The organism is Candidatus Paracaedimonas acanthamoebae (genome assembly GCA_017307065.1).
Classification (GTDB): domain Bacteria; phylum Pseudomonadota; class Alphaproteobacteria; order Caedimonadales; family Caedimonadaceae; genus Paracaedimonas; species Paracaedimonas acanthamoebae_A.
In genome coordinates, this window is sequence record JAFKGL010000016.1 from 58,134 (window position 1) to 77,989 (window position 19,856).

Sequence of the window (19,856 nt, forward strand, 5' to 3'; positions counted from 1 at the left end):
TGAATAACTCCACTTAATCCTTTAATTTTTGAATACAATTAATTAATTTTTCAAATTCAGGATGATACTTCGGTAACCAATTTTTATTTTTCTCTATATAGCTATAAATACCATTATGTATGCTTTTATTAGAAGAAGATCCTAATATTACCTCCATAAGTTTTTTTATTGCAGTTATTTGTTTTTCAACCCACAGTGATTTTGAGCTATCTTGCTTAGTCTTAAGGGCGGTGATTTGAGTATACTCTATTATAAGCTTTTTTAGTAATTGGTCTAAATAAAATCTTATAAGAGCCTTATTTAAAATAGATTCATCCAATGCTTCTATTTTTTTTCCTTCTAAGGAAGGATAATATTTTTTTATAATAGACGGATTATACTTAATAATATAGTTCCCAATAAATAGATTGATACTCTTACAAGCATTATAAATTTGTTCAGGGGTTAAAGAGAAACTCATTCTCAGTGAATAATTAAAGAAATTACCACTGATTTCTCCAGGGACCATATCAATATTACACATGCTATAAATAGCATTTCTAACATCTGTTGCAGTTTGGAAAGGTGCACTATCTTTTATTTTCGCACCAATTAACTTTGAAATATCTAAGAGGTGAAAGAAACACCCCTTGGGCTTTGTTAAAGTTCTCACAAGAGGAATACCAGAGAGAACTAGGTTTAATAATTTTTTATCAAATGACTTTCCTGTTTTATACTCGTTCTCAAGAATTAACTGATAGACTTTTATTTTTTGTCCTTCAGTTAAGTTTGCCTGTTGAATACCATCAACAAGAACTTTCATTAAATCTCGCCTAAAAAGGTATTCTTGACTATTAGATTCTAGATAATCATCCCTTTCTTTTTTAGAAGCACTATAAACAGCATCAAGTGCGATCATAGCAGGAAGAGACGCACTCGAACTAGAGTTCAGCAATCGATATTGCATCTCACTAATTATTTCTGGATTTCCTATTGCAACGCCAGTTCGCAAACCCGGCACACAATACGATTTTGATAAACTCATAAGTGTCAAAGTTTTTTCAAACATTCCATTTACTGATCCCATCGTTGCTGGTACAACTTTTTCATACAAAACTCCCCAGTGAGCCAAATCATCTATAACATATATTCCTGGATGATCTTGAATCATTGCAGCAATTTCTTTTAAATCTTCCTTAGTATAAACAGCACCTGTTGGATTATGGGGATTCATATGATAAAAAGCTCTAACTCGAGGAGAAAAAGAGAACTTTAATTCATCTTTATTCACCAATGGATCTGATATATTATCAATAAAAGTATTGAGCTTTTCTAGATACTGATCAAAAGTTTTTAGATCTGTTATACCTTCAATATTGGGCATAGAAGGAATATTTTCTTTATCCAAATTAAATACTTTTATTGCATGAAGAAATTTTTCATATTCTTTAAGAAAAGTTATCAATATATAATTATTGAATGCTCTTTCATTATAAAAATGGATTGTTTTATGTAATTTTTCTGGGTGTACTTTCCAACTATCTTTTTCTTCAATATCGATAAATCCTACCTCACCACCTGCAGTATAAATCGGATCGATAAACAATCCATAAGTGGGTCGCGTGACTAATACAATATCTCCTTTATTTTTGATAATTGATTTGAGAGCTAGATAATATAAATTAGTACTACCATGCCCTATTACAGCATTATTCGTTTGCAATTTCTGATTTGGAACTAAAATTCGCTCTTCTTGACAATAACGGTTTAATTTAGCAACAAAATCTGTGGTTGGAACTTGCATATTATAACGCGCATAAGTTAGCAAATTTTTATCTAAGCTTTCACGTAAAGCTTTAACAATTGGTGGGAAAGGTAAAAATGCAGGATTCCCCGTATTCATAGGAGTAACTTTTGTACCAGGAGCTTTACCATGAAGAATATAAAGATCATATATATCAATATAATATTTCATAATATCTTGTATGCTAGCATTGTTACCTAGAGGTTTTACATATCTTGGAATATGTTGGCTTTCATGGTGCAGATTTTCTAGTACTTGTTCTGACTCGAGGTCTTGATTTTTCTTTTGTTCTATTAAGGCACCTTTTGCTGTTTGCTTCATTGTTGCTTCTCGATAAAAATTAACAATATTATTTGCCGAATGAGATAAAAACATTGAGTTTGACAATAATTTTTCTGTATTTTTGATAGCCATACAAGAAGCAACAACCAAATTTTTATCTGCATGTATCAAGTAAATTTCTCCTACTAATGGAGTATTTTCTATTCCTCGATTTGCAGAATAATAGCGATAAAAGGTTGGTATTGTGCTTAGTTTCAATAAGTCATTTTTATTATTGAGAAAAACATTAACTCTAATAATATTTTTGAAGTCCTTTTTTGATAAAGGAAGTTCAGTCCCTGCAATAACTTGGTGTAGATAAAATGATAACGGACTGTAACCTATTACTCTTTCCATAACTTCCATTTGATTGAGGTTCGGCAAGGCTAAATTACAATCGACAATCTCCATTTGGTTTTTATGAAATGCTAAGACAAATTCAGCTATACCATGACTTAAATGTATATCCTTTGCCAATTTCTGAGATAATTCCAATAGTTTATCTTCAGAAATATTTGTAAAATCTTTAAAATTAACTAAACTAGAAGTATCATTTTTTACTTTATTCTCATTAATATTAATTTTTTCATGCCATAGTGCCAAGGGTGTAACTTTATTATTAAAACTAACTATTTGTAAGCGATATAGATTCTCACGGTATGGCTGAATCCAGAGTTTAACGCTAGATGCTTCATAACTTTTTATCTCAGGTAATATTGAATTAATGTCAGAAGATTTTTTTATAAAATAAGTTGCTAGAGTTTGTTGGGAAGTTAAAACTTTAACAGTACAAGGGAAAAATTGTTTAGTAATTTCTTTTGTAAACTCATCTACTGAAAGATATCTATTCTCAAAATCATTTTTTAAAGATTTTGTAAGTTGATTAATAGCGATAAGCTTATTGCTACTTAGTTTTCGAAATTCTTTTCCATTGAACTGCTTGCTAAAGGCTTCTTTAATGATGTCTGCTAATTCTGCATCATTTTGCTGAGAAGCATATACCTCACTTAAACTAAATCCTTTCTCTTGAATTAAAAACCTTAAAGATTTTAGTATCTCATGTATTTTATCATGAACTATAACTTTGTCGTAATAACTAACTGGTTTTTTATTCTTCATTCTCGGATCAGATGTCACCACATTAATAAGAAAAAACTTTTGTTTTTTTAGCATCTTAAGGAAAGAACTTTCCTCCAGATTGCCATTAATCACGATAATAATTTTATTCTTTGCGCTAATTTCTGACGAACTTTTACTAAAAAAATCACTATTAGAAGTATTTGGATTTTCTATAACAAGAGAATGAGTTTTTTCAGTAATAAAAACAAGCCCTAATGTAATTAAGACACAACTAATCGTGATTATTTTTATTATCGATGATAAATCTAATCGCTTCATTATTTTCCAATTAAAATACATTTATATTCCTCCAAATAAAATTTAATTAATTTTGCATACATTCGAATGGTTCTCTTTTGAGAAACTTTATTGATTCTTTGAGACGCTAATTTATAGAATAGTTATTCCGAGGAATTATCTTTAGTCTCAATTTATAAATTTTAATTTTACATTTATGTTATTTCATAACCACTATCCTATCCTGGTGGATATGATGTGTCAATATGCCTATTCCTACGACAATTGAACAGTAGTTATGTCGTTTACCAATTCTAACTTTCTAAAATAATATAGGGGGGTATACTATATATCAAGAAAAAATTTCAATATTTTTTAATTATAAATTTTTAATATTTTGAAAAAAATTACTCAACCTATTGATTTAAATCAATACTTAACCATTGATATAATATACCTACCTATATTATCATGGTATAGAATTTATTGGAGAAATGATGAGCCATATCATACTGAAAAAGAAAAAAATTTTGAATCGTGTACGTCGCATTAAAGGTCAAATTGAAGCAATTGAACGCGCTTTAGAAGTTGAAAAAGGATGCACAGAAATTCTTCATTTAGTTGCTGCAATTCGTGGTGCAACAAATGGATTGATGTCAGAAGTTATAGAAGATCATATTCGCAACCATATTCGTGATTCTTCTCATGAAACAGATATTGTACACGCTAAAGAAGAGCTTATTGAGGCCATAAAATCATATCTGCGTTAGTTTATTTATAAATATTTAGAAATATGCTTAAATTCTGTAATCATTGCCTGCATAGCTTTTGGAGAAGTATCAGACGAATGTTCGAGGCAATGATCAATATGGTCATGAATCAGTAGTTTTTTTGCATTTGCTATTGCTTTTTCAACAGCATGTAATTGTTGGGCAAGATCTGTACAAGAACGACCTTCTTCAAGGTGTTCTATTGTAGATCTAAGATGTCCCTGAGCACGTCGAAGTCTTTTGATAACTTCTGGATGAGTGTGATGTAGATGTTCTTTTGTCATAAACTCTCCTTTAAGAGCACCAGGTTAGGGACCTTAGCCGTATTTTGAATATAAAGATATGTATTTAATACTATCCATCCCATTAATTTAATGTATCTCACAAAGCTTAACTTGAGGATAGATAGTGGTAACGCGAAATAAGTTACCACTTATCTTTTTCAAAGTCTTTATTAACCTAAAAATTATGGATCTAAGTGCATGTTTCTTTATGCTTACCTCTATTATCTCAGACCTTATAACAATATAATTTTGACATTAAATTGTTATGCATAGTGCTGTTTTTAAAAAATATTTTCTCATTTTTAAGTCTCCATTTTCGTACATAATTTCAAAAATTAGTTATTATAATTTGCACAATTAACATGTCCACCTGGATAAGAACCTTCAATGGATAGAGTTTATCTTTTTTGTTTGTAAAGTTTATAACTCTTATTATGTGCTTGTAGGTTTGTACTATGTAACAAACCTCTAAACCTTTAATTTTAGAGAATTTTTAACTTATTAACTATTATGAATGAATGAAGTATGATCATTATTGATTATCATGGTTTAATATAAAGAGCGGACCAACAATATGCTGTATGTTTTAAAAATTTTAGTCTCAGCTATTTTAATAACAATAATTACTGAGATAACTAAAATTAATAACACAATTGGGGGTCTTATTAATGCCTTACCTTTAATCTCTCTCATAAGCATTTTTTGGATTTATAGTGAAACAAATGAAGTCACCCCCATTATAAATTTTTCTTATAGTACCTTTTGGTTTGTTCTATCCACTCTACCATTTTTTTTAGTATTTCCCTATTTCCTTAAAAATAACATTGGGTTTTATACGAGTGTAATCCTATCTCTTATAGTGATGTTAATATCTTATTTAGTCACATGGGTACTTCTTAAGAAATTAAATTTAATTTCTTAGCTGTTAAGTATATGTAATGAGATCAAAATCCAATAATTACTTTTAAAAACTAATGATTAAACAATAAGCGAAATATTAATTTTAATAAAAATATTCACATATCAGTTTATTTGTGATATATAGTGAAAATATATTTCATAAACAAAGGGTTATTTTATTATGGCGTATCTCTTAAATAGGTTGCACATTCATTCCTCTATAAACGCTATGATAAATTTTCTTTTTCTTCATTTTTTCTGTTCTTATAATATAGCTTTGGCAACAAATAATACAGATGAGTATGATCAACTTCAACAACTCTATGGGCAACATTGGACAATACATCATCTTCAAGAAATTAACAGGACACCTACCACTTTAACTCCTCTTGAGGTCTTGCATCAACAATTACATCAACAAGATGACAAAAAAGAAAATGTATCAGCCTTAATAGAGCACATCCATAAAAAGCTGCATGATCAGATGGATCTGAGTTCTGCTCATAATACCAGTACTCATCATTAAATCTATATAGATGCTTTCTTGCGTCCTAACGTCCTAAACAATGTTTAGCTTCAATTAAGTCCTATTATATAAGCATTCTTTTATGCCTTGTTAAGGGCTAGATATATCTAAATTTCTATTCCTATTATTACCATTCCTTTTGCGCGCCACTCCAACCGCCAATTATTCCAAGTTACCATCAATGGTAGCCATTAAGGACAAGCACTACCTATAATTAGAGTTATCTCTGATATTCCCTGTCATTAAGCTTGTTCCTACCTTCTTCAAATAGAATGGCTCTAATCTGCTTAGTTATTTCTGAATCCTTATCCCTAATGCTTTTAAGAGTTGGGTCTTGCTTATAAAGCTCTTGGGCATACTGCTTGAGAATCATTTCAGCCTGTTTACGTTCTGCTTCTGTACGAGCAAGCTTATGAGAATCAATGAGAGACTTTATTCTTTCAAATCCTGTTAGCTCTGCTTTTGTCTCCAATTGCTGCTGCTGTTGTCCTTTTAGATTGTCACTTGCTAACGTTTGAGACTCTTGAGCCACCTTATGAGGAAAGAGTGGTTGCTTAAAGTCTTTTTTCTCTGTTGATTGGCGAACCCCAGTGCTATTAGTTTGATTTTTAGATGTTCTTGTGGTAGTTGAGTTGGAAGCATTTTTGATTGAGTGCTCTTGTTCAATATACTTTTTATAAAGCTTATTATTTTCGGTATCATGTTCTTCCAATAACTCTTTCGCCCTGATGTGCTCACTCATACTTTGTTGTGCAATACGAATCTCTTGTTGCTCAGGAAGCTTCCCTAAAAACCGCTCCGCAATACTCTCCCACGCTTGTTTGGACACAAAGCGGATCGCCTGAAGCTCATTACCAAGACGATTAAGGATCTCCTGCAGTTTTGAATTTTTGTTTGGGAGATTTATATTATCATAGTCTCTTACATAATCCAAGCTTGAGAGCTTTTCTTGAGATGAAGAAAGCCGTTTGAAGAAGATCTCCTCTCGCCAGAAATCAAGCTTAGAACCAAAGACTTTTACAAACTCTCGATGCCTTGTCATTCCCACATAAGCAAGGTTACTGTAGGTCTCATGGGTGGCAAGCAAGAAAGCTCTGTCAACCGTGACTCCTTGAGACTTATGAATGTTAGCCGCCCACCCTTGATCAAAGTAAGGATAAAGCTTAGGAGCAAAGGAGACGATATCACCTGTATGATCAAGTTTGGCTTTGATCTTATAGCGATCAATTTCTAAAATGGTTCCTAATGTTCCATTTCTTACCCCAAAACCATTATCATTCCTTAAAAAGAGGATACGATCACCTTTGGCAAAGTGCTTCTCTTCATTTGTAACAATTTTGTCGCCAAAATCATCCTCATCTTCTTTATGGATGGTATGAAGATACTCCTCTTTAGATATCATGCCGTCTTGCTTTAAGAGGTGACGCGCTTCTTCATTAAGCTTGGCTGTATCTGTCTTGCTATAGGTCATCATAAGATGGGATTTCTGAGGGTCTTCTTTAAAAGATGCATGCCATTCTTGAATCAGCGCTTTCTTGGTCTCTTCTCTGAGTTCACACATATGCTTCCTTTGGTCGGGATCTAATTGTGGGAGCTCCCAAAGACAGGCTAAGTGGGCTGCTTCAAGCTTTTGTTCCTTAAGGCTCAGATCTTTATTAACAAACTGTTCTGCAAAATACTGAGGGTCAACACCGAGCTCTTTCATATAAGGGCGACATGGATCAAGGTTTTTCCTCATATAGGTAGCACACGCCATCTTGATATCGTGCCATTCTCTATAAAGAGCATAGTCTTTATGACTCTGAAGATGATAATAGGGATTCTTCTCCTCACGATTGGCTTCTTTAAGGTCTTCAATCATTGAGTGGTAAATATTCCCCACCATGCGACGGGAGAGATTATAGGTTTCAACAATTTTCGTATGATTTCTTGTCTCAATGAGTTCAGCAATTGGAATCTTCTTTTCTTCAATAAACTGCACATATCCCTTTTGATAATATTCTTGTAAGGCTTCAGTTGTTTTAAGAATGCCAAAAAGCTTTGTTGCTTTTTGTTGCCATGCTTCTTCTTGACGAACGATTTTTTCAAGATGTGAACTCCCTATTTTCCCAGTCACCAGCCTAAAGGCAGGACCCGCTTCAACAGGCTGCAATTGTGCCCCATCCCCCACAATGACGGCTTTCACTTTTAAATCATCAACAGCTTGTAAAAACTCATCAAATCTCTCTGTACCCACCATCCCTGCTTCATCAAGAATAAGAATAGAGTTAGCCTTATATTGGCACCTTCCTTCTTTATGAGAGTAGAGGAATTTGTGAAGTGTTTGTGAAGAGATACCTGATTGCACTAGATTTTGTGCCGCCCGTCCTGTAGGCGCCAAGCCATAAACCTTATACCCTTCTGCCTCCCAGATTTCTTTAGCCGCCTCTAAAGCTGTGGTCTTCCCAGCACCAGCATATCCCACAATGCAGGAAAGCTGATCAGAAGATGTTATATGATGTAGTGCTTTCTTTTGATCAGAAGAAAGACCACCATGCTTTGAAAGTTTCTGGTCAAATCGAGTAATCACAGCATTGACAGTATTTTTATTAACTTCATGGCTTTTTGCTTTATTGAGTCTTTCAGCCAATTGCACGAGATTCATTTCAGATTCAAGCATTGTTCTTGTTGTGTAGATGGAGTGATCTTCAATGGTTCCATCCTTGTGTTTAATTGTATCATACCTAAGCAATAAGAGTTCTTTTGAAGATTTGAGCTTCTGCTCAACTTGCTTGTACAGGTCTTTATCATCAATATAACGATTGAGAACTTTCTCAACATCTCCCCACATAAATGTTGCATGATGCTTGCTGACAATATCCCGAAGAACAATGTCAGGATTTCTGATAAGACGGCAGACATTCCTCAGCTTTGTTTCTCGGAAGGCAATAGCTTTTTCTGTCGTGACGGTTGAGAAGAGATCTTCCAGGTTATTTCCCTTTCTAAACTCCGCTGCTTTAATGTTTGTTCCCCGCTTAGGCTGAGGCTCAATCTCAATACCTCTTTCAGTATAAGAACGATGATCCAGCCTTTCATCAAAACCATACATCTTAAGATGAAAGTTTGTGTAAGCAACAAGCTGTTCCCTAAGCTCTGCTCCCAGACTTCTTCGATTCCACGCAACTTCTTTTTTTAATGATAATCCTTTTTCTGTCAGTCTTCGAGTGAGCATTAAAGCATGGCAATGGGGCTTCCTCTCCCCTGTGTCTTCATCAACATCAAAATGAAAGTTAGCAAGCACAGCCATACCTTGGCCACACATCTGATCTTGAATAAACTCGTTCGCTAATTTTATACATTGCTCATCAGTAAATTCATGAGGGAGAGCAAATTCATATTCTCGATAGACCTGGGCGTCTTTTCTTTTCTCGGCTGCTTCCACAATATCCGAGAACTTCTGCACCCCTTTTTGTCGATCAGCTTCTATAAGATTTCTTAAATTTAAAGCCCATTCTGGCGAATCCTTAGGTAACAATAATTCCACATGCTGTACTTCATACATTTTCTTGCGCGTGGTCATGAGTTCGCCAGTACGAGGGTCATAAATTTTGCACCCTGTGCGATAGGCGAGTGCTCGCACTGTATTTCGTTTAGAACGAGAGATCATTTTTAAGCGACCATGTGCTAAGGCCATATTTGTGTTTTTGTTCCTTTCATTGTGTTCAAACTAGGGTGCATGCACCAAAGCGAAGAGTTGCAATTTTATTGCAACATATCTGCGCGCTTGTCGTATAAAATTTGCCGCTAAGACTTGCAGAATTCCGTTCTCTATAATATGCTATTAACTGCTTACTACAAAGGAAAAAGCGGGATTTACAAGGGAGATGAATTCTCCCTTTTGGCAAGAAAGAACACTATAGATTTTAGGAGAAAAACATATATGAAAAACATTAATTTGATTAGAAATAAAATTGAACTTCTAAAGAGAAAAGAAGCTGAGCTGGAGACAAAAGAAGCCCTCATGCTTTATAGAAAGTTCCATAAGATTTTAGGAGAAGAGTACTCGCCTGAGCTTGTTGTCGGGCTTGTCTCGCATGCCTGGGAAAATAAATCTCAGAAGTTAAAAGAGATGTGGTTGCAAAAGGCCACTTCCTTTCGTCCCTCTCAAAACGCATCACAAACAAATTAAGCATGTAAGGCTTGTTATTCAACGCTTAAAAAGAAAAGAAGAAACTGAGGCAATGTTTATTCATTCTGCTCTCAGGAAAGCTAGGACAAGGACGTTGATACAAGCCGGGGGGTTGCTTGAGAAAGCAGGACTCTTGGATGAATTTTCAATTGAAATCGGCACTGACCTTCAAAAAGATATTGAATGTAAAGATCAAGTGCATGCCCTCTTTGGTGCTCTCTTGGAATTAAGATCCTTGCTTCAGGAAACAGATGACTATTCGCATAGCTATCTCGCCCTTAAGGGAAAAATAGGATTTGCTGAAACTACTGCTTTAAAAAAAATAAACAGGGGACGAAGCCCCTGAGTAATTTATTGCTTAACTGAGTGAGTCTTTTCAGAAACTTTCTCGAAGTGACGGCAAAGATACCGTTGAGCTTTTTTGAGGTGAGAAAGGTAATCTATATCTGTTAAAAGCAGCGCCTTATGAATATGCATAATTGCTCTTTTATTAGGATAAGACAATTGCCAGCTTTTACTAAGCTCTGCTGGACTAATCTGGGTTTCATTTTTGAGGAAAGGTTCTTGAGGAAGAGCGTCATAATAAACCTCAGGCTCTGTGAATGAAGATTCAAATGAATTCAAGAATTCATAATATTGATAAATCCAATCTCCTAAGCTACAGATAGAGATATTGAGATATACTCGCTCTTCTTCGCTTGAGTTTGCTTTCTTAGAGATAAACTCAAGTGCTCTAGCTAATGAGCAGCCTGATTCTATATTCCAATCTTGAAGCACAAATGTCAGATCATAGTGTTGTAATTTTGGCTGAGTTATTGCTCTTTTTTTGCCTTGCATATTCTTGGCGTTTGATTTGTTCATTTTCACTTTCTCCTTTGAGTTGGGGTCGAAACCATTTCGACCTTTCATGGATTGAAGAAGCCTTGGCGCTAGGGGCGTTTTTCAAGCTTCTTTTCGGGAGTCGCTTTAGCGTCGGAAGATGCTTGAAAAAAGACACGCCAAGGCTAAAGCCATGAAGCAAAAGGTCAGAGAGTGGTTGAGTCCCAACAAAGGAAAGATGAATGACATGAAAGGTTTAGACACACAGGCGTATTAAAAGGGATCAGAAACAAAAGCAGGTGGGCAAAACAAGGACTGGTTGAGCGTATCTAGGGGAGGTGTTCAATGAAGGTAAGCTTTGATAAAGCAAGCTTTCCATAAACTGTCGTGTAAAAAATCAGCCACAAAAATAAAAGGCCATGCATGCTTTTATCCTTGAAAATTTGAAATTCTTTTTGATAAGCTAAAGCTACTTAAGGCAGCAGGGGGCTGCCATAGCCGCCGCTAAAGATCTTTATCATGAGCTGTGGGAGAGAGCTTTAGATGATAATAAAAACCAAGTTTAACAGGGAAAGCTAAAAGATCACTTTGATCACCCCCACCAATTCTCTTTACCAAGCAAATTAGTTGCTCATACTCTAATTCATACTACGTTATTGCCCCATTTTCATGAATACTATCTTCTAACAACACACCATAAGAAGCAGATGTTAAACTCACTTGTAACCTTTAGTTAAGTAATAGATGTATACCCATGTATTGAATCAGCTAAATCAGTTCTCTGTAGATTCACAAAATAGATGCATTATCTTAATCATTTTGACAGATAGATGTGGCAGGAAATTAAAATATTCCTTCGTACACTATAATTTTATTAAGCATGTATAAATAAACTGCTTGAAAAAATTGTTTTAGAGATCTGCATAAAACAAATATCTTTTGTAAAATTTTTCTAAAAATGTATTTATTACAAAATAAAAGCAATTTATGGAGAAATCAATTTTGTCAAAGATACCTGCTAAGCCTGATAATCTTATAAATTTATATCTTAATCCGTACATCTTTTTGCTTATTATTGAGGGAAAAGTCATTGTTTGGGACTATAAAAATCATGTCCAACTTGAAATTGAAGAGCTTTATTTAAAGAGACTCATCCAGATCTCTCATGGACTAAAAGTAGCAACTTTATCAGAAATAGACAAAGAACTTCTCAAGGAGAAACTAATACAAACAGAAGCCTATCCAGCTTTCAATTGGAAATGGGACGAGCTCTCAAAGATCTATCATATTGGTACCCAAGACATTGATGGTGGCAAGTCATTAAGTGAGGAGGCATGGGTTGAGTGGTACCTTGAGCTTTGCGAAACCATAAAAGATGATTTTAAAAATAGTTTTATTGAATATGTTGGAGAAGAAGTAAGCTTACCTGCCCCTAATTTAAGTGCTCTGCAGGCTATAAGCCTTTGGGATGTAGAAGAGCAGCGAATGACTAGCCGCTCGTTTAATGGAAAAAGTATCACAAAAGAACAGCTTAGTACTCTCATGTACACTAGTTTTGGAGTTATTCATGGGAATTGGGAAGAGTTACAAGCTAAGGGCTTTAAGCAATCGGGCTATCGTAAGTCTTCACCCTCTGGGGGAGCACTTCACCCCATCGAAGCTTACCTAATTGTTATGAATGTAGAAGAAATACCTGCTGGCATTTATCATTACAATGTTATCAAGCATTGCCTAACTTTAATTAACCACAGCATAAGTTATGATGATATAAGGAATATGTTGTGCGGACAATTTTTTGCAGAAGGGTGTTCTGTAGGGATTTTCCTAGTCGCTCACTTTGAAAAAGTATGGACAAAATATTGTCACTCTCGCTCATATAAGGATGTATACTTAGATGCAGGCCACTTATCGCAGACCCTTCTTTTGAATACAACAGCATTAGGATTAAGAACTTGGATAAGCGCTTGGTTTCGTGATACCGAAGTTTCAAGGTTTTTAAAGATATCTGGGGGAGATGTTGCTCCTGTATTCTATATTTCAATTGGTCATGGAGACAAAGTAGCTATATCGCCTAAATTAGAAAAAATATTAAATAAATAATACACCAAATAAACTTGACTAAAAATTTAATTAAATTATAGGTTAATACTTGTATAAGTTAATAAATCATTAACTTGTTTATTTAAGGAGATATAGATATGAAGAAAATAAATCGTGAGAGCTTAGGAGTCAACCAGTGTAAAATATTTCTAATATTTAATAGATAAGTTAAATCGTATAACTTATTAATTTAAGGAAATAGAATTATGAAAAAAGTTAGCCGTGAGACTTTAGGAATCAATCAAAGTAAAATATTCCTAATATTCAATAAATAATCTAAAGATCAAGCTTGCCATCATGAAGAGCTTTCTTAATATGATTGTATAATAATTCAACTTTTTCAGTATTATACACATGTTTATGATATATATAATAGATATCAATAGACATACTCTTCATTGATGGCAGGACTTCAACTAAGCTTGAGTCTTTAAGTAAACTTAGTCCTGGCCATATACTAGCAATCCCCACCCCTTGCTCTGCAAGCTTGAATTCCGCAATGTTAGAGTTAATTGTTATAAAATAATTTCTTTTCTTTTGATCGATTGTATCGCCTTGTAAAAGAATATCAACTTCTTGAAACATCACTTTTTCATCATCAGCAAACCCAATTAACCGATGATTATCTAAATCTTTTGGTATTTGAGGATATCCGTATTTTTTTAAATATTCTTTGCTTGCATATAGCTTAAACTCAAAAGTATATAAATGTTTTTGAATTAAGTCCTTTTCACCTTCAATCTTGTTGCGTATGGCTGCGTCTATATTGTTTTTATCTAAGTCAAAATCAGTAGTATATGATAATACATTTAACTTAATGTGAGGATATAGTTCAACAAAGCTTGGGATAAACCTAACAAGCCAATCTGCAGAAATTCCAGTTGTAGTCCCTATTTTTAGAGTTTCCTTAATGGGTTCTTGTGTTTGCTTTAACGATTGTTCTAGTGCATCTGCTTGAGCTAGAATTTTTATTGTAGTTTCAAATAATTTCTCTCCTTCTTGAGTAAGAGAAATTCCACGAAAATGCCTATTAAATAATTTACATCCCAAACTCTCTTCTAAAGCTTGCATCTGACGAACTAATGAAGGTTGGCTTAGAGCTATTTCTTTACTTGCTTTGGTGTAGCTTCCATATTTAGCAACCCAGTAAAATAATCTAAGCTTTGATAAATCTAACATTAATACTCATATACATAGGGAAAGTAAGAACCATACCTTGTAATTAGCAGAATAAACAAATTTATGCGATATCAATTTAACATAATGATATTTGAAAATTGTATATCTCTCATAAAAATATTCTTGAAATGAATATCATTCTATGGTAGCTATGGATAGTTACCTAGAAGAACAGGGAATTTGAGCAGAAGGTAACATAATTATAGGGTAGGAATCAGGGGTAGGGAAATATGGTTTATGATTTTTGCAACAATAAAAATCTGCCTAATAGCTTAGTTACTGTTCTCAGCTCCAGTTTAATTTCAGTTGACAAACACAGCCTATCATTAATTAGAACGAATAATTCTTTTACAGATAAAATAATATTATTAATTTGTTACCTAGTCCCTCCCCAGAGAAAATCTAATAGCCTTGAGCTATCTAGGTTCTCTTACCCCCAACAGAGGACTTCTAAGAACAATGAAAACAAGTTTGGCGTTCCTCCCACGCCAACCATAGAAGGTCGAGAGAAGCTAAAGGCTCTTCTCCCTTCTATCTCTTTTATTAGACATAGAGAAATGAAAGCTTCACTTAATGCAAGAAGTATAAAAAAATTTGGTACCCCCCAGGTGTCCAATGGTGAGGAGAGCAACATTCCTCCTGTAGTCTCCCTGTTAACTCAATCCAGTGGCCTTCGGGCTGCTGGATCTTCTTTAAGGGGGTTCAGGCAATAACCATCAAGAAATAAAAAAATAAAAGAAAAACCCGCGCTTAGATTTCGTCGTCCAACGCGGGCTTTCAGCAACACATAACCATGAGGATACGTGTACATGCGTACTATAGCACAAATTCATGATAAGATGCCACCCCTGATTTTTTATTGTTCGGGGAATAACCGTAAATTTCAAGCTCTCAGAAAAAGTGGTGCCCTTTCGACATTGAAAGGAAAGTGCCATGGATAATCCTTCAAACCTAAAGGACTTAAGTTCGCCTTTCCTAAGTATGGTAGAGAATCCTCTTCAATATCTTCATAAGGCTGTTCTTAACCATCCTTTTTATGAGTACTTATTCAACGGAACCTTAAAAGAATCTAAATTTGTATTTTTCTTAAGCCAACAAGAGCATATTTGGTATCATTTTTCCAAAGAGTTGCTTTTTCTATCAAAGCTGAATTATCCAAAGTGCACTAACACTACATTTGTGCAAAGTGCACATTTTGCTCTTATGAAAGCAGGTGATTTTAGCATTCTGCTGGGCAACCTTAAATTAAAGTCGGATCAGGCATCCATTACTAGTCATGAGTATAGGAATTTTCTCAGTAGATTAGCTGCCAAAAGATTATTCCTGCCACTCCTTACAGCCATTTTGCCTCGTTTTTGGCTTACCTCTCAATTAAGTACGCGCTGCTTAAAGTTAAATACGTATGGACATCTTTATAAGAAATTTATTGAGCATTGCATTTCGCAAAACGCAGAAGATCAAACCATGCGGATTATAGAAATGCTTGATTCTTTAATTCAAACAATCTCTGAAGCAGAAAAAACAGAAATACAACAACTCTTTATGGATGCGGCCTTGCATGAATGCGAACTACTTAATGAGGCTTATAAGCAGGGGAGTAGCAGTTAAGCAACTTTCATTAAGAGAATCCTGAAAAGAGAACCGTAAGAAACATTAAAATAGAGGGACAAAATGTTTTGTATTATAAAAGACCATAAATTTCATGAATCTATCTGGGAAATAGTTGCTGCAGACGAGCTTATCAACTTTGATCACCTTGCCCTTAAGTCTATTGAGGATTTTGATGCAAAAACGTTACTCAAAAATGATCTCCATCTTTTATTTATTGGTGACGAGGAAGGCATCTGCGGAAAGGCCACTTTATCGTCAATACGCACAAGCAAGTCATGCATAGCACTAGGTATCACTGGTGTTGCCTTTCATCTCAGAGAGGATAGTGACATTCATGAGGATATAGAGAGATTTGAGCAACTCGCAAAGCGATTTTACCAAGAATTATTTAAAACAGCATTTTGGGTAAGCGACAAGCTCTCTCTTAAACATATTGTAACCATTAGCAAACATAAGGATGACCATGAGGACTTAGCTTTCTTTGGGAAAGTTAAATTTTCGTCTGAACATGAAACACTAAAAGATGTTGTAGGGGTTATTTCAAGTGATTTTACAAGTTTAGAGAAATTTTATGAAGGGGAGCTTACTCATGAAATAAAAGCTGAAGCCTCTTTTGTGCTTCACGAGAAAGAAAAGAAATAACAATCAGTCTTATTACATTACAAATTTTATAATAAGTGTATAGATATGTATCAATTTCAAAGTTATAAATAAAATATACTGAATGCATTAGATATTTTTTCCTGTCTTACTTTTTCATAGTAAGGACCAGAAACAAAAAGGATCATAAATGACCGATAAACCCAAGCTTACATTAAAACAACCTTTAAGCTTGCAAAAGCAAACCCAGCTCTTTCAAGCGCTCAAACCGCTGCATGTGCAAGCAGAGAAAGAGAAACGCCGAGAAGGAAAGGAACAAGCCCAAAAAGAACGAGAAGCAAGGCAAAAGAAGAGAGAAGGAATTAAAGTAACCCTAGCATGGCTTTACGAACAATTCCCTTCTTGCTTTAATCAAAATGAACTAAAGCCTCTTAAGCTTAATATTGATAAAGACCTCTTTCCCTTTCTTGAAAAAGACCAAGCCCCCTCTAAGGCAAAACTAAGAGATGCTTTGACCTTTTATACGAACAACATCCATTATCTTAAAACCGTCATTAATAGCACAAATCGATATGATCTAGAAGGCAATCACGTTCAAGAAATCACCCCTGAGCAAAAAGCTTATGCTCAAGAAAAGCTTGATAGAGTACTCAACGCTATTAAAAGCAAGAAACCGTATAAAACACCAAAATCACCACAAGAAACAAACGGGTAACCTTGCTTTTTCAAATGGTCTACCAACAGTTTCTATTTCTTATAAGGTGCCAACAAATAATCTTTAATTAGACTTTTAAAAGTGCTATTATAATACTATTAATAATGTTGGTTAAAGGCACTATCATGACACATCCCATTTATTCAAATCTAACTGCGAGCATTAGTGAACTTAAAAGAAATCCTATGGGAACAGTGACAAGTAGCCATGGAGAACCCCTGGCAATCCTTAATCGAAATGAGCCTGTCTTCTATTGTATTCCAGCCAAGACATATGAGCGTATCATGGAAGCCTTAGAAGATCTGGAGCTTGTGGAGCTTGTTAAAGCACGCGCTGCTGAAAAAGAAGTTTCTGTTGATTTAGATGCCCTATAAGCTAACCTTTCTAGAATCTGCTAAGAAAGAGTGGGATAAGCTTTCTCCAGATTTACAACAATTCTTTAAAGCCAAGCTATCTAAAATTCTTGAGCAACCTCATATTCCTAAAAACAAGCTTATTAATATGGAAGGATGTTATAAGATTAAGCTGCGTTCTGCTGGCTACCGCCTTGTTTACCGTGTTTATGATGATCGCGTGGTAGTACAAGTCATTGCTGTAGGTAAGAGGGATAAGAATCTAATTTATCGAATTGCTGCAAGCCGCCTTTAAATAGCCACAATAAACTTTATCTTATGGTTTGCTATATAAGAGTGAGCATATGGAGAGTTGTATCAATATCAAACTTTCACACTTGTGTTATGAATTAAATATCTCTTTTGAGGTGAGTTTCTTAAGCTTATCCCCGAATAAACTTGTCGCTTTCCTTAAAGGCTCATTTGCTATATGGGCATAACGTTGAGTTGTTGCTGCCTGAGTATGTCCTAGTAGCTTACCAACAATGGATAAGCTCAAGCCATCTGAAACTAAATGAGAAGCATGAGTGTGACGAAGATCATGAATACGAACATTCTCAAGGTTTGCTTCTTTTATAACCTTTTTCCAAAATGTTTTGATTTCTTGTAAAGGCTGCCCCTCTATCTTACTTGGGAACAAATATGGAGAATATTCTTTCCTGAAGTGTATAAGCTCGTTAATAACATCAATAGCATTTTCTGAAAGAGGAAGATGCTCTTTCTTTTTCTGCTTAGTTAAATGAGAAGGTTTTGTCCAAATGCCTTTTTCAAGGTCAAATTGATCCCATGTCGCTTGGAGAAGTTCTCCTTTTCTTGCGCCTGTAAGAAGCAATAATTTAAAGACATAAGTTGTTAGGTGATAGTTATACTTATCTAATACTGCCCACAGGCGCTGTAACTCTTCATCATTAAGCCACCGATCGCGTTTCTCTTCTTGATATTTTTCTATATTAAGTACTGGGTTATCTGCGCGCCAGCCCCACTCTTTGGCAAGGTTGAACATCTTACTTAGTAAGGATCTCACGCGATTTGCATGATAAGGCGTCTCTCTCAAATCCCTGTGTAATTTTTGTAGCTCGTGTGATGTAATGGCTCCAATATCTTGCTTCCCAAACTTTGGTAATATGACAGATGAAATCATACGCATATCATCTTTAACGCTTTTACTACGTTTGCTTATTTTAGCATGTAATTCAAGATATTCTTTAGCAAGATCTGCCATAGTACACTTTCTTTTATTCTCTTTATTATTTGTAGCTGGATCTTCGCCTAAGCTAATTCTTAATGAGAGTTGCCTTGCTTTCTCACGGGCTTCTTCCGTCGTAAGATTGCCATGAACTCCTATTTTAATTTTATGAGTTTTGTGAAATTCATTACGATACTGTAGAAAGTAAGTCTTGCGTCCAGTAGGATAAATTCTCAGATTGAATCCTGTAACCTCGGTGTCCCATAAAAAAAGGCGTTTTGTCGGGTGAGGAGCAGCTGTTTCAACGGCTCTTTTTGTCAGTTTTATTTTATTGATTGATTGCGATGTCATTGCTTAGCTCATTATAATTTATAGTACCTTACAATAACAGTAATAAGAGAGAAACGAAAGAGAAAAAGGGGAGCATATGGGGAGCAATAAAAATAAAATGAGGCCAATTTTGGTAAATGTAAAAAGAAAGGAAAATTTAAAAGAATGTCTAAAAATATAGCTTTACAGGCTTATATCAATTTTGATAGATGATCAAGCCGCCTGATTTGTAATCAGTAGGTCGTTGGTTCGAATCCGACATCCGGCACCAGTAAATTCAAATACTTACAATCTCAGGATAAAATTTTAAAATTGCCTTAAGTAGCAAATAGGTAGCATTAGATTAATTCCCTAATACTAGGCAATAAGGCTTTAAACATAAAAGAGATAGTATGGGGGTAACACTTTCTCTTCTTTAATTACCTATAGAATACCATCTTATCTTTCATAACTTTTAACTATTTGCTTGCTCCTATTTTCCTCAAACAGGACAGTCCTAATCTGCTTGGTCAATTCAATATCTTTATCCCTGATGCTTTTAAAAGTTGGATCTTGCTTATAGAACTCTTGGGCGTATGCCTTTAACTTGGCTTCTGCCTGTTCTTTCTCAGCCGGCGTGCGTGCAAATTTTTGCTCTTGGATAAGTAACTTGATTCTTTCAATGGGTGTTTGGTCTGGTTTTGGTTGTTGATTACTCTGAGAATTTGTATTTTCTCTATTCTCTAATAACTCTTTTGCTCTTATGTGTTCACTGATGCTTTCTTGAGCAATACGAATCTCTTGTTGCTCAAGAATCTTAACTAAAAATCTTTCTGT

17 protein-coding genes are annotated in these 19,856 nt (G+C 34.6%); 10 read left to right on the forward strand and 7 right to left on the reverse strand.

Features of this window, described 5'->3' with window-relative positions:
* Positions 1-13: 13 nt before the first annotated feature.
* Complete coding sequence (locus J0H12_04145; protein ID MBN9413095.1) at positions 14-3,523, reverse strand: pyridoxal phosphate-dependent aminotransferase; 3,510 nt, start codon at positions 3,521-3,523, stop codon at positions 14-16.
* A gap of 434 nt (positions 3,524-3,957) precedes the next feature.
* Here J0H12_04145 and J0H12_04150 point away from each other — a divergent pair, with 434 nt between their 5' ends.
* Positions 3,958-4,230 (forward strand): metal/formaldehyde-sensitive transcriptional repressor, encoded by a 273-nt coding sequence (locus J0H12_04150; protein MBN9413096.1) that lies wholly within the window; start codon positions 3,958-3,960, stop codon positions 4,228-4,230.
* A 5-nt stretch (positions 4,231-4,235) separates the two neighbouring features.
* On the opposite strand, the gene J0H12_04155 is transcribed toward J0H12_04150, so the two are convergent.
* Positions 4,236-4,514 (reverse strand): metal-sensing transcriptional repressor, encoded by a 279-nt coding sequence (locus tag J0H12_04155; protein MBN9413097.1) that lies wholly within the window; start codon positions 4,512-4,514, stop codon positions 4,236-4,238.
* A gap of 1,177 nt (positions 4,515-5,691) precedes the next feature.
* On the opposite strand from J0H12_04155, the gene J0H12_04160 reads away from it, so the two are divergent.
* On the forward strand, positions 5,692-5,940 hold the full coding sequence (locus J0H12_04160) for a hypothetical protein (protein MBN9413098.1): 249 nt from the start codon (positions 5,692-5,694) through the stop codon (positions 5,938-5,940).
* A 220-nt stretch (positions 5,941-6,160) separates the two neighbouring features.
* On the opposite strand, the gene J0H12_04165 is transcribed toward J0H12_04160, so the two are convergent.
* Positions 6,161-9,613, reverse strand: a complete 3,453-nt coding sequence (locus J0H12_04165) for an AAA family ATPase (protein ID MBN9413099.1) — start codon at positions 9,611-9,613, stop codon at positions 6,161-6,163.
* Between the two features lie 246 nt (positions 9,614-9,859).
* Here J0H12_04165 and J0H12_04170 point away from each other — a divergent pair, with 246 nt between their 5' ends.
* Positions 9,860-10,108 carry a hypothetical protein gene (locus J0H12_04170; GenBank protein ID MBN9413100.1) on the forward strand — a complete coding sequence of 83 codons (249 nt, stop codon included), beginning with the start codon at positions 9,860-9,862 and terminating at the stop codon, positions 10,106-10,108.
* 52 nt (positions 10,109-10,160) lie between these two features.
* Positions 10,161-10,454 carry a conjugal transfer protein TraD gene (locus J0H12_04175; protein MBN9413101.1) on the forward strand — a complete coding sequence of 98 codons (294 nt, stop codon included), beginning with the start codon at positions 10,161-10,163 and terminating at the stop codon, positions 10,452-10,454.
* Between the two features lie 5 nt (positions 10,455-10,459).
* Here J0H12_04175 and J0H12_04180 read toward each other — a convergent pair whose 3' ends face one another.
* A complete protein-coding gene (locus tag J0H12_04180) occupies positions 10,460-10,969 on the reverse strand; it encodes a hypothetical protein (protein MBN9413102.1) in 510 nt (169 codons plus the stop codon).
* 960 nt (positions 10,970-11,929) lie between these two features.
* Between J0H12_04180 and J0H12_04185 the strand changes: the two genes are divergently transcribed.
* Complete coding sequence (locus J0H12_04185) at positions 11,930-13,027, forward strand: SagB/ThcOx family dehydrogenase (GenBank protein ID MBN9413103.1); 1,098 nt, start codon at positions 11,930-11,932, stop codon at positions 13,025-13,027.
* A 276-nt stretch (positions 13,028-13,303) separates the two neighbouring features.
* Here the strand turns inward: J0H12_04185 and J0H12_04190 are convergent, their stop codons facing one another.
* The gene (locus J0H12_04190; GenBank protein MBN9413104.1) at positions 13,304-14,206 is read right to left on the reverse strand and encodes a LysR family transcriptional regulator; all 903 of its coding nucleotides are present in this window, start codon (positions 14,204-14,206) and stop codon (positions 13,304-13,306) included.
* Between the two features lie 933 nt (positions 14,207-15,139).
* Here J0H12_04190 and J0H12_04195 point away from each other — a divergent pair.
* The 5 genes from J0H12_04195 to J0H12_04215 all read left to right on the forward strand — a co-directional run bounded on the left by J0H12_04195 (position 15,140) and on the right by J0H12_04215 (position 17,780).
* Positions 15,140-15,814 (forward strand): hypothetical protein, encoded by a 675-nt coding sequence (locus tag J0H12_04195; GenBank protein ID MBN9413105.1) that lies wholly within the window; start codon positions 15,140-15,142, stop codon positions 15,812-15,814.
* A gap of 63 nt (positions 15,815-15,877) precedes the next feature.
* Positions 15,878-16,459, forward strand: a complete 582-nt coding sequence (locus J0H12_04200; GenBank protein MBN9413106.1) for a hypothetical protein — start codon at positions 15,878-15,880, stop codon at positions 16,457-16,459.
* Positions 16,460-16,607: 148 nt separating this feature from the next.
* Positions 16,608-17,132 (forward strand): ProQ/FinO family protein, encoded by a 525-nt coding sequence (locus tag J0H12_04205; protein ID MBN9413107.1) that lies wholly within the window; start codon positions 16,608-16,610, stop codon positions 17,130-17,132.
* Between the two features lie 125 nt (positions 17,133-17,257).
* The gene (locus J0H12_04210; GenBank protein MBN9413108.1) at positions 17,258-17,506 is read left to right on the forward strand and encodes a type II toxin-antitoxin system Phd/YefM family antitoxin; all 249 of its coding nucleotides are present in this window, start codon (positions 17,258-17,260) and stop codon (positions 17,504-17,506) included.
* Positions 17,496-17,780 carry a type II toxin-antitoxin system RelE/ParE family toxin gene (locus J0H12_04215; GenBank protein MBN9413109.1) on the forward strand — a complete coding sequence of 95 codons (285 nt, stop codon included), beginning with the start codon at positions 17,496-17,498 and terminating at the stop codon, positions 17,778-17,780. Before J0H12_04210 ends, J0H12_04215 begins: the two co-directional genes overlap by 11 nt.
* A gap of 87 nt (positions 17,781-17,867) precedes the next feature.
* On the opposite strand, the gene J0H12_04220 is transcribed toward J0H12_04215, so the two are convergent.
* Together J0H12_04220 and J0H12_04225 are read right to left on the reverse strand one after the other, a co-directional pair.
* Positions 17,868-19,061 (reverse strand): tyrosine-type recombinase/integrase, encoded by a 1,194-nt coding sequence (locus J0H12_04220; GenBank protein MBN9413110.1) that lies wholly within the window; start codon positions 19,059-19,061, stop codon positions 17,868-17,870.
* Between the two features lie 417 nt (positions 19,062-19,478).
* Positions 19,479-19,856: hypothetical protein (locus tag J0H12_04225; protein MBN9413111.1), on the reverse strand; the 378-nt coding region annotated here is incomplete at its 5' end.

Bases quoted from the DNA above. Each gene is read 5' to 3' on its own strand.
- J0H12_04145 (MBN9413095.1), bottom strand. From the start codon at position 3,523: ATGTATTTTAATTGGAAAATAATGAAGCGATTAGATTTATCATCGATA.
- J0H12_04150 (MBN9413096.1), top strand. From the start codon at position 3,958: ATGAGCCATATCATACTGAAAAAGAAAAAAATTTTGAATCGTGTACGT.
- J0H12_04155 (MBN9413097.1), bottom strand. From the start codon at position 4,514: ATGACAAAAGAACATCTACATCACACTCATCCAGAAGTTATCAAAAGA.
- J0H12_04165 (MBN9413099.1), bottom strand. From the start codon at position 9,613: ATGGCCTTAGCACATGGTCGCTTAAAAATGATCTCTCGTTCTAAACGA.
- J0H12_04170 (MBN9413100.1), top strand. From the start codon at position 9,860: ATGAAAAACATTAATTTGATTAGAAATAAAATTGAACTTCTAAAGAGA.
- J0H12_04175 (MBN9413101.1), top strand. From the start codon at position 10,161: ATGTTTATTCATTCTGCTCTCAGGAAAGCTAGGACAAGGACGTTGATA.
- J0H12_04180 (MBN9413102.1), bottom strand. From the start codon at position 10,969: ATGAACAAATCAAACGCCAAGAATATGCAAGGCAAAAAAAGAGCAATA.
- J0H12_04190 (MBN9413104.1), bottom strand. From the start codon at position 14,206: ATGTTAGATTTATCAAAGCTTAGATTATTTTACTGGGTTGCTAAATAT.
- J0H12_04195 (MBN9413105.1), top strand. From the start codon at position 15,140: ATGGATAATCCTTCAAACCTAAAGGACTTAAGTTCGCCTTTCCTAAGT.
- J0H12_04200 (MBN9413106.1), top strand. From the start codon at position 15,878: ATGTTTTGTATTATAAAAGACCATAAATTTCATGAATCTATCTGGGAA.
- J0H12_04205 (MBN9413107.1), top strand. From the start codon at position 16,608: ATGACCGATAAACCCAAGCTTACATTAAAACAACCTTTAAGCTTGCAA.
- J0H12_04210 (MBN9413108.1), top strand. From the start codon at position 17,258: ATGACACATCCCATTTATTCAAATCTAACTGCGAGCATTAGTGAACTT.
- J0H12_04215 (MBN9413109.1), top strand. From the start codon at position 17,496: ATGCCCTATAAGCTAACCTTTCTAGAATCTGCTAAGAAAGAGTGGGAT.
- J0H12_04220 (MBN9413110.1), bottom strand. From the start codon at position 19,061: ATGACATCGCAATCAATCAATAAAATAAAACTGACAAAAAGAGCCGTT.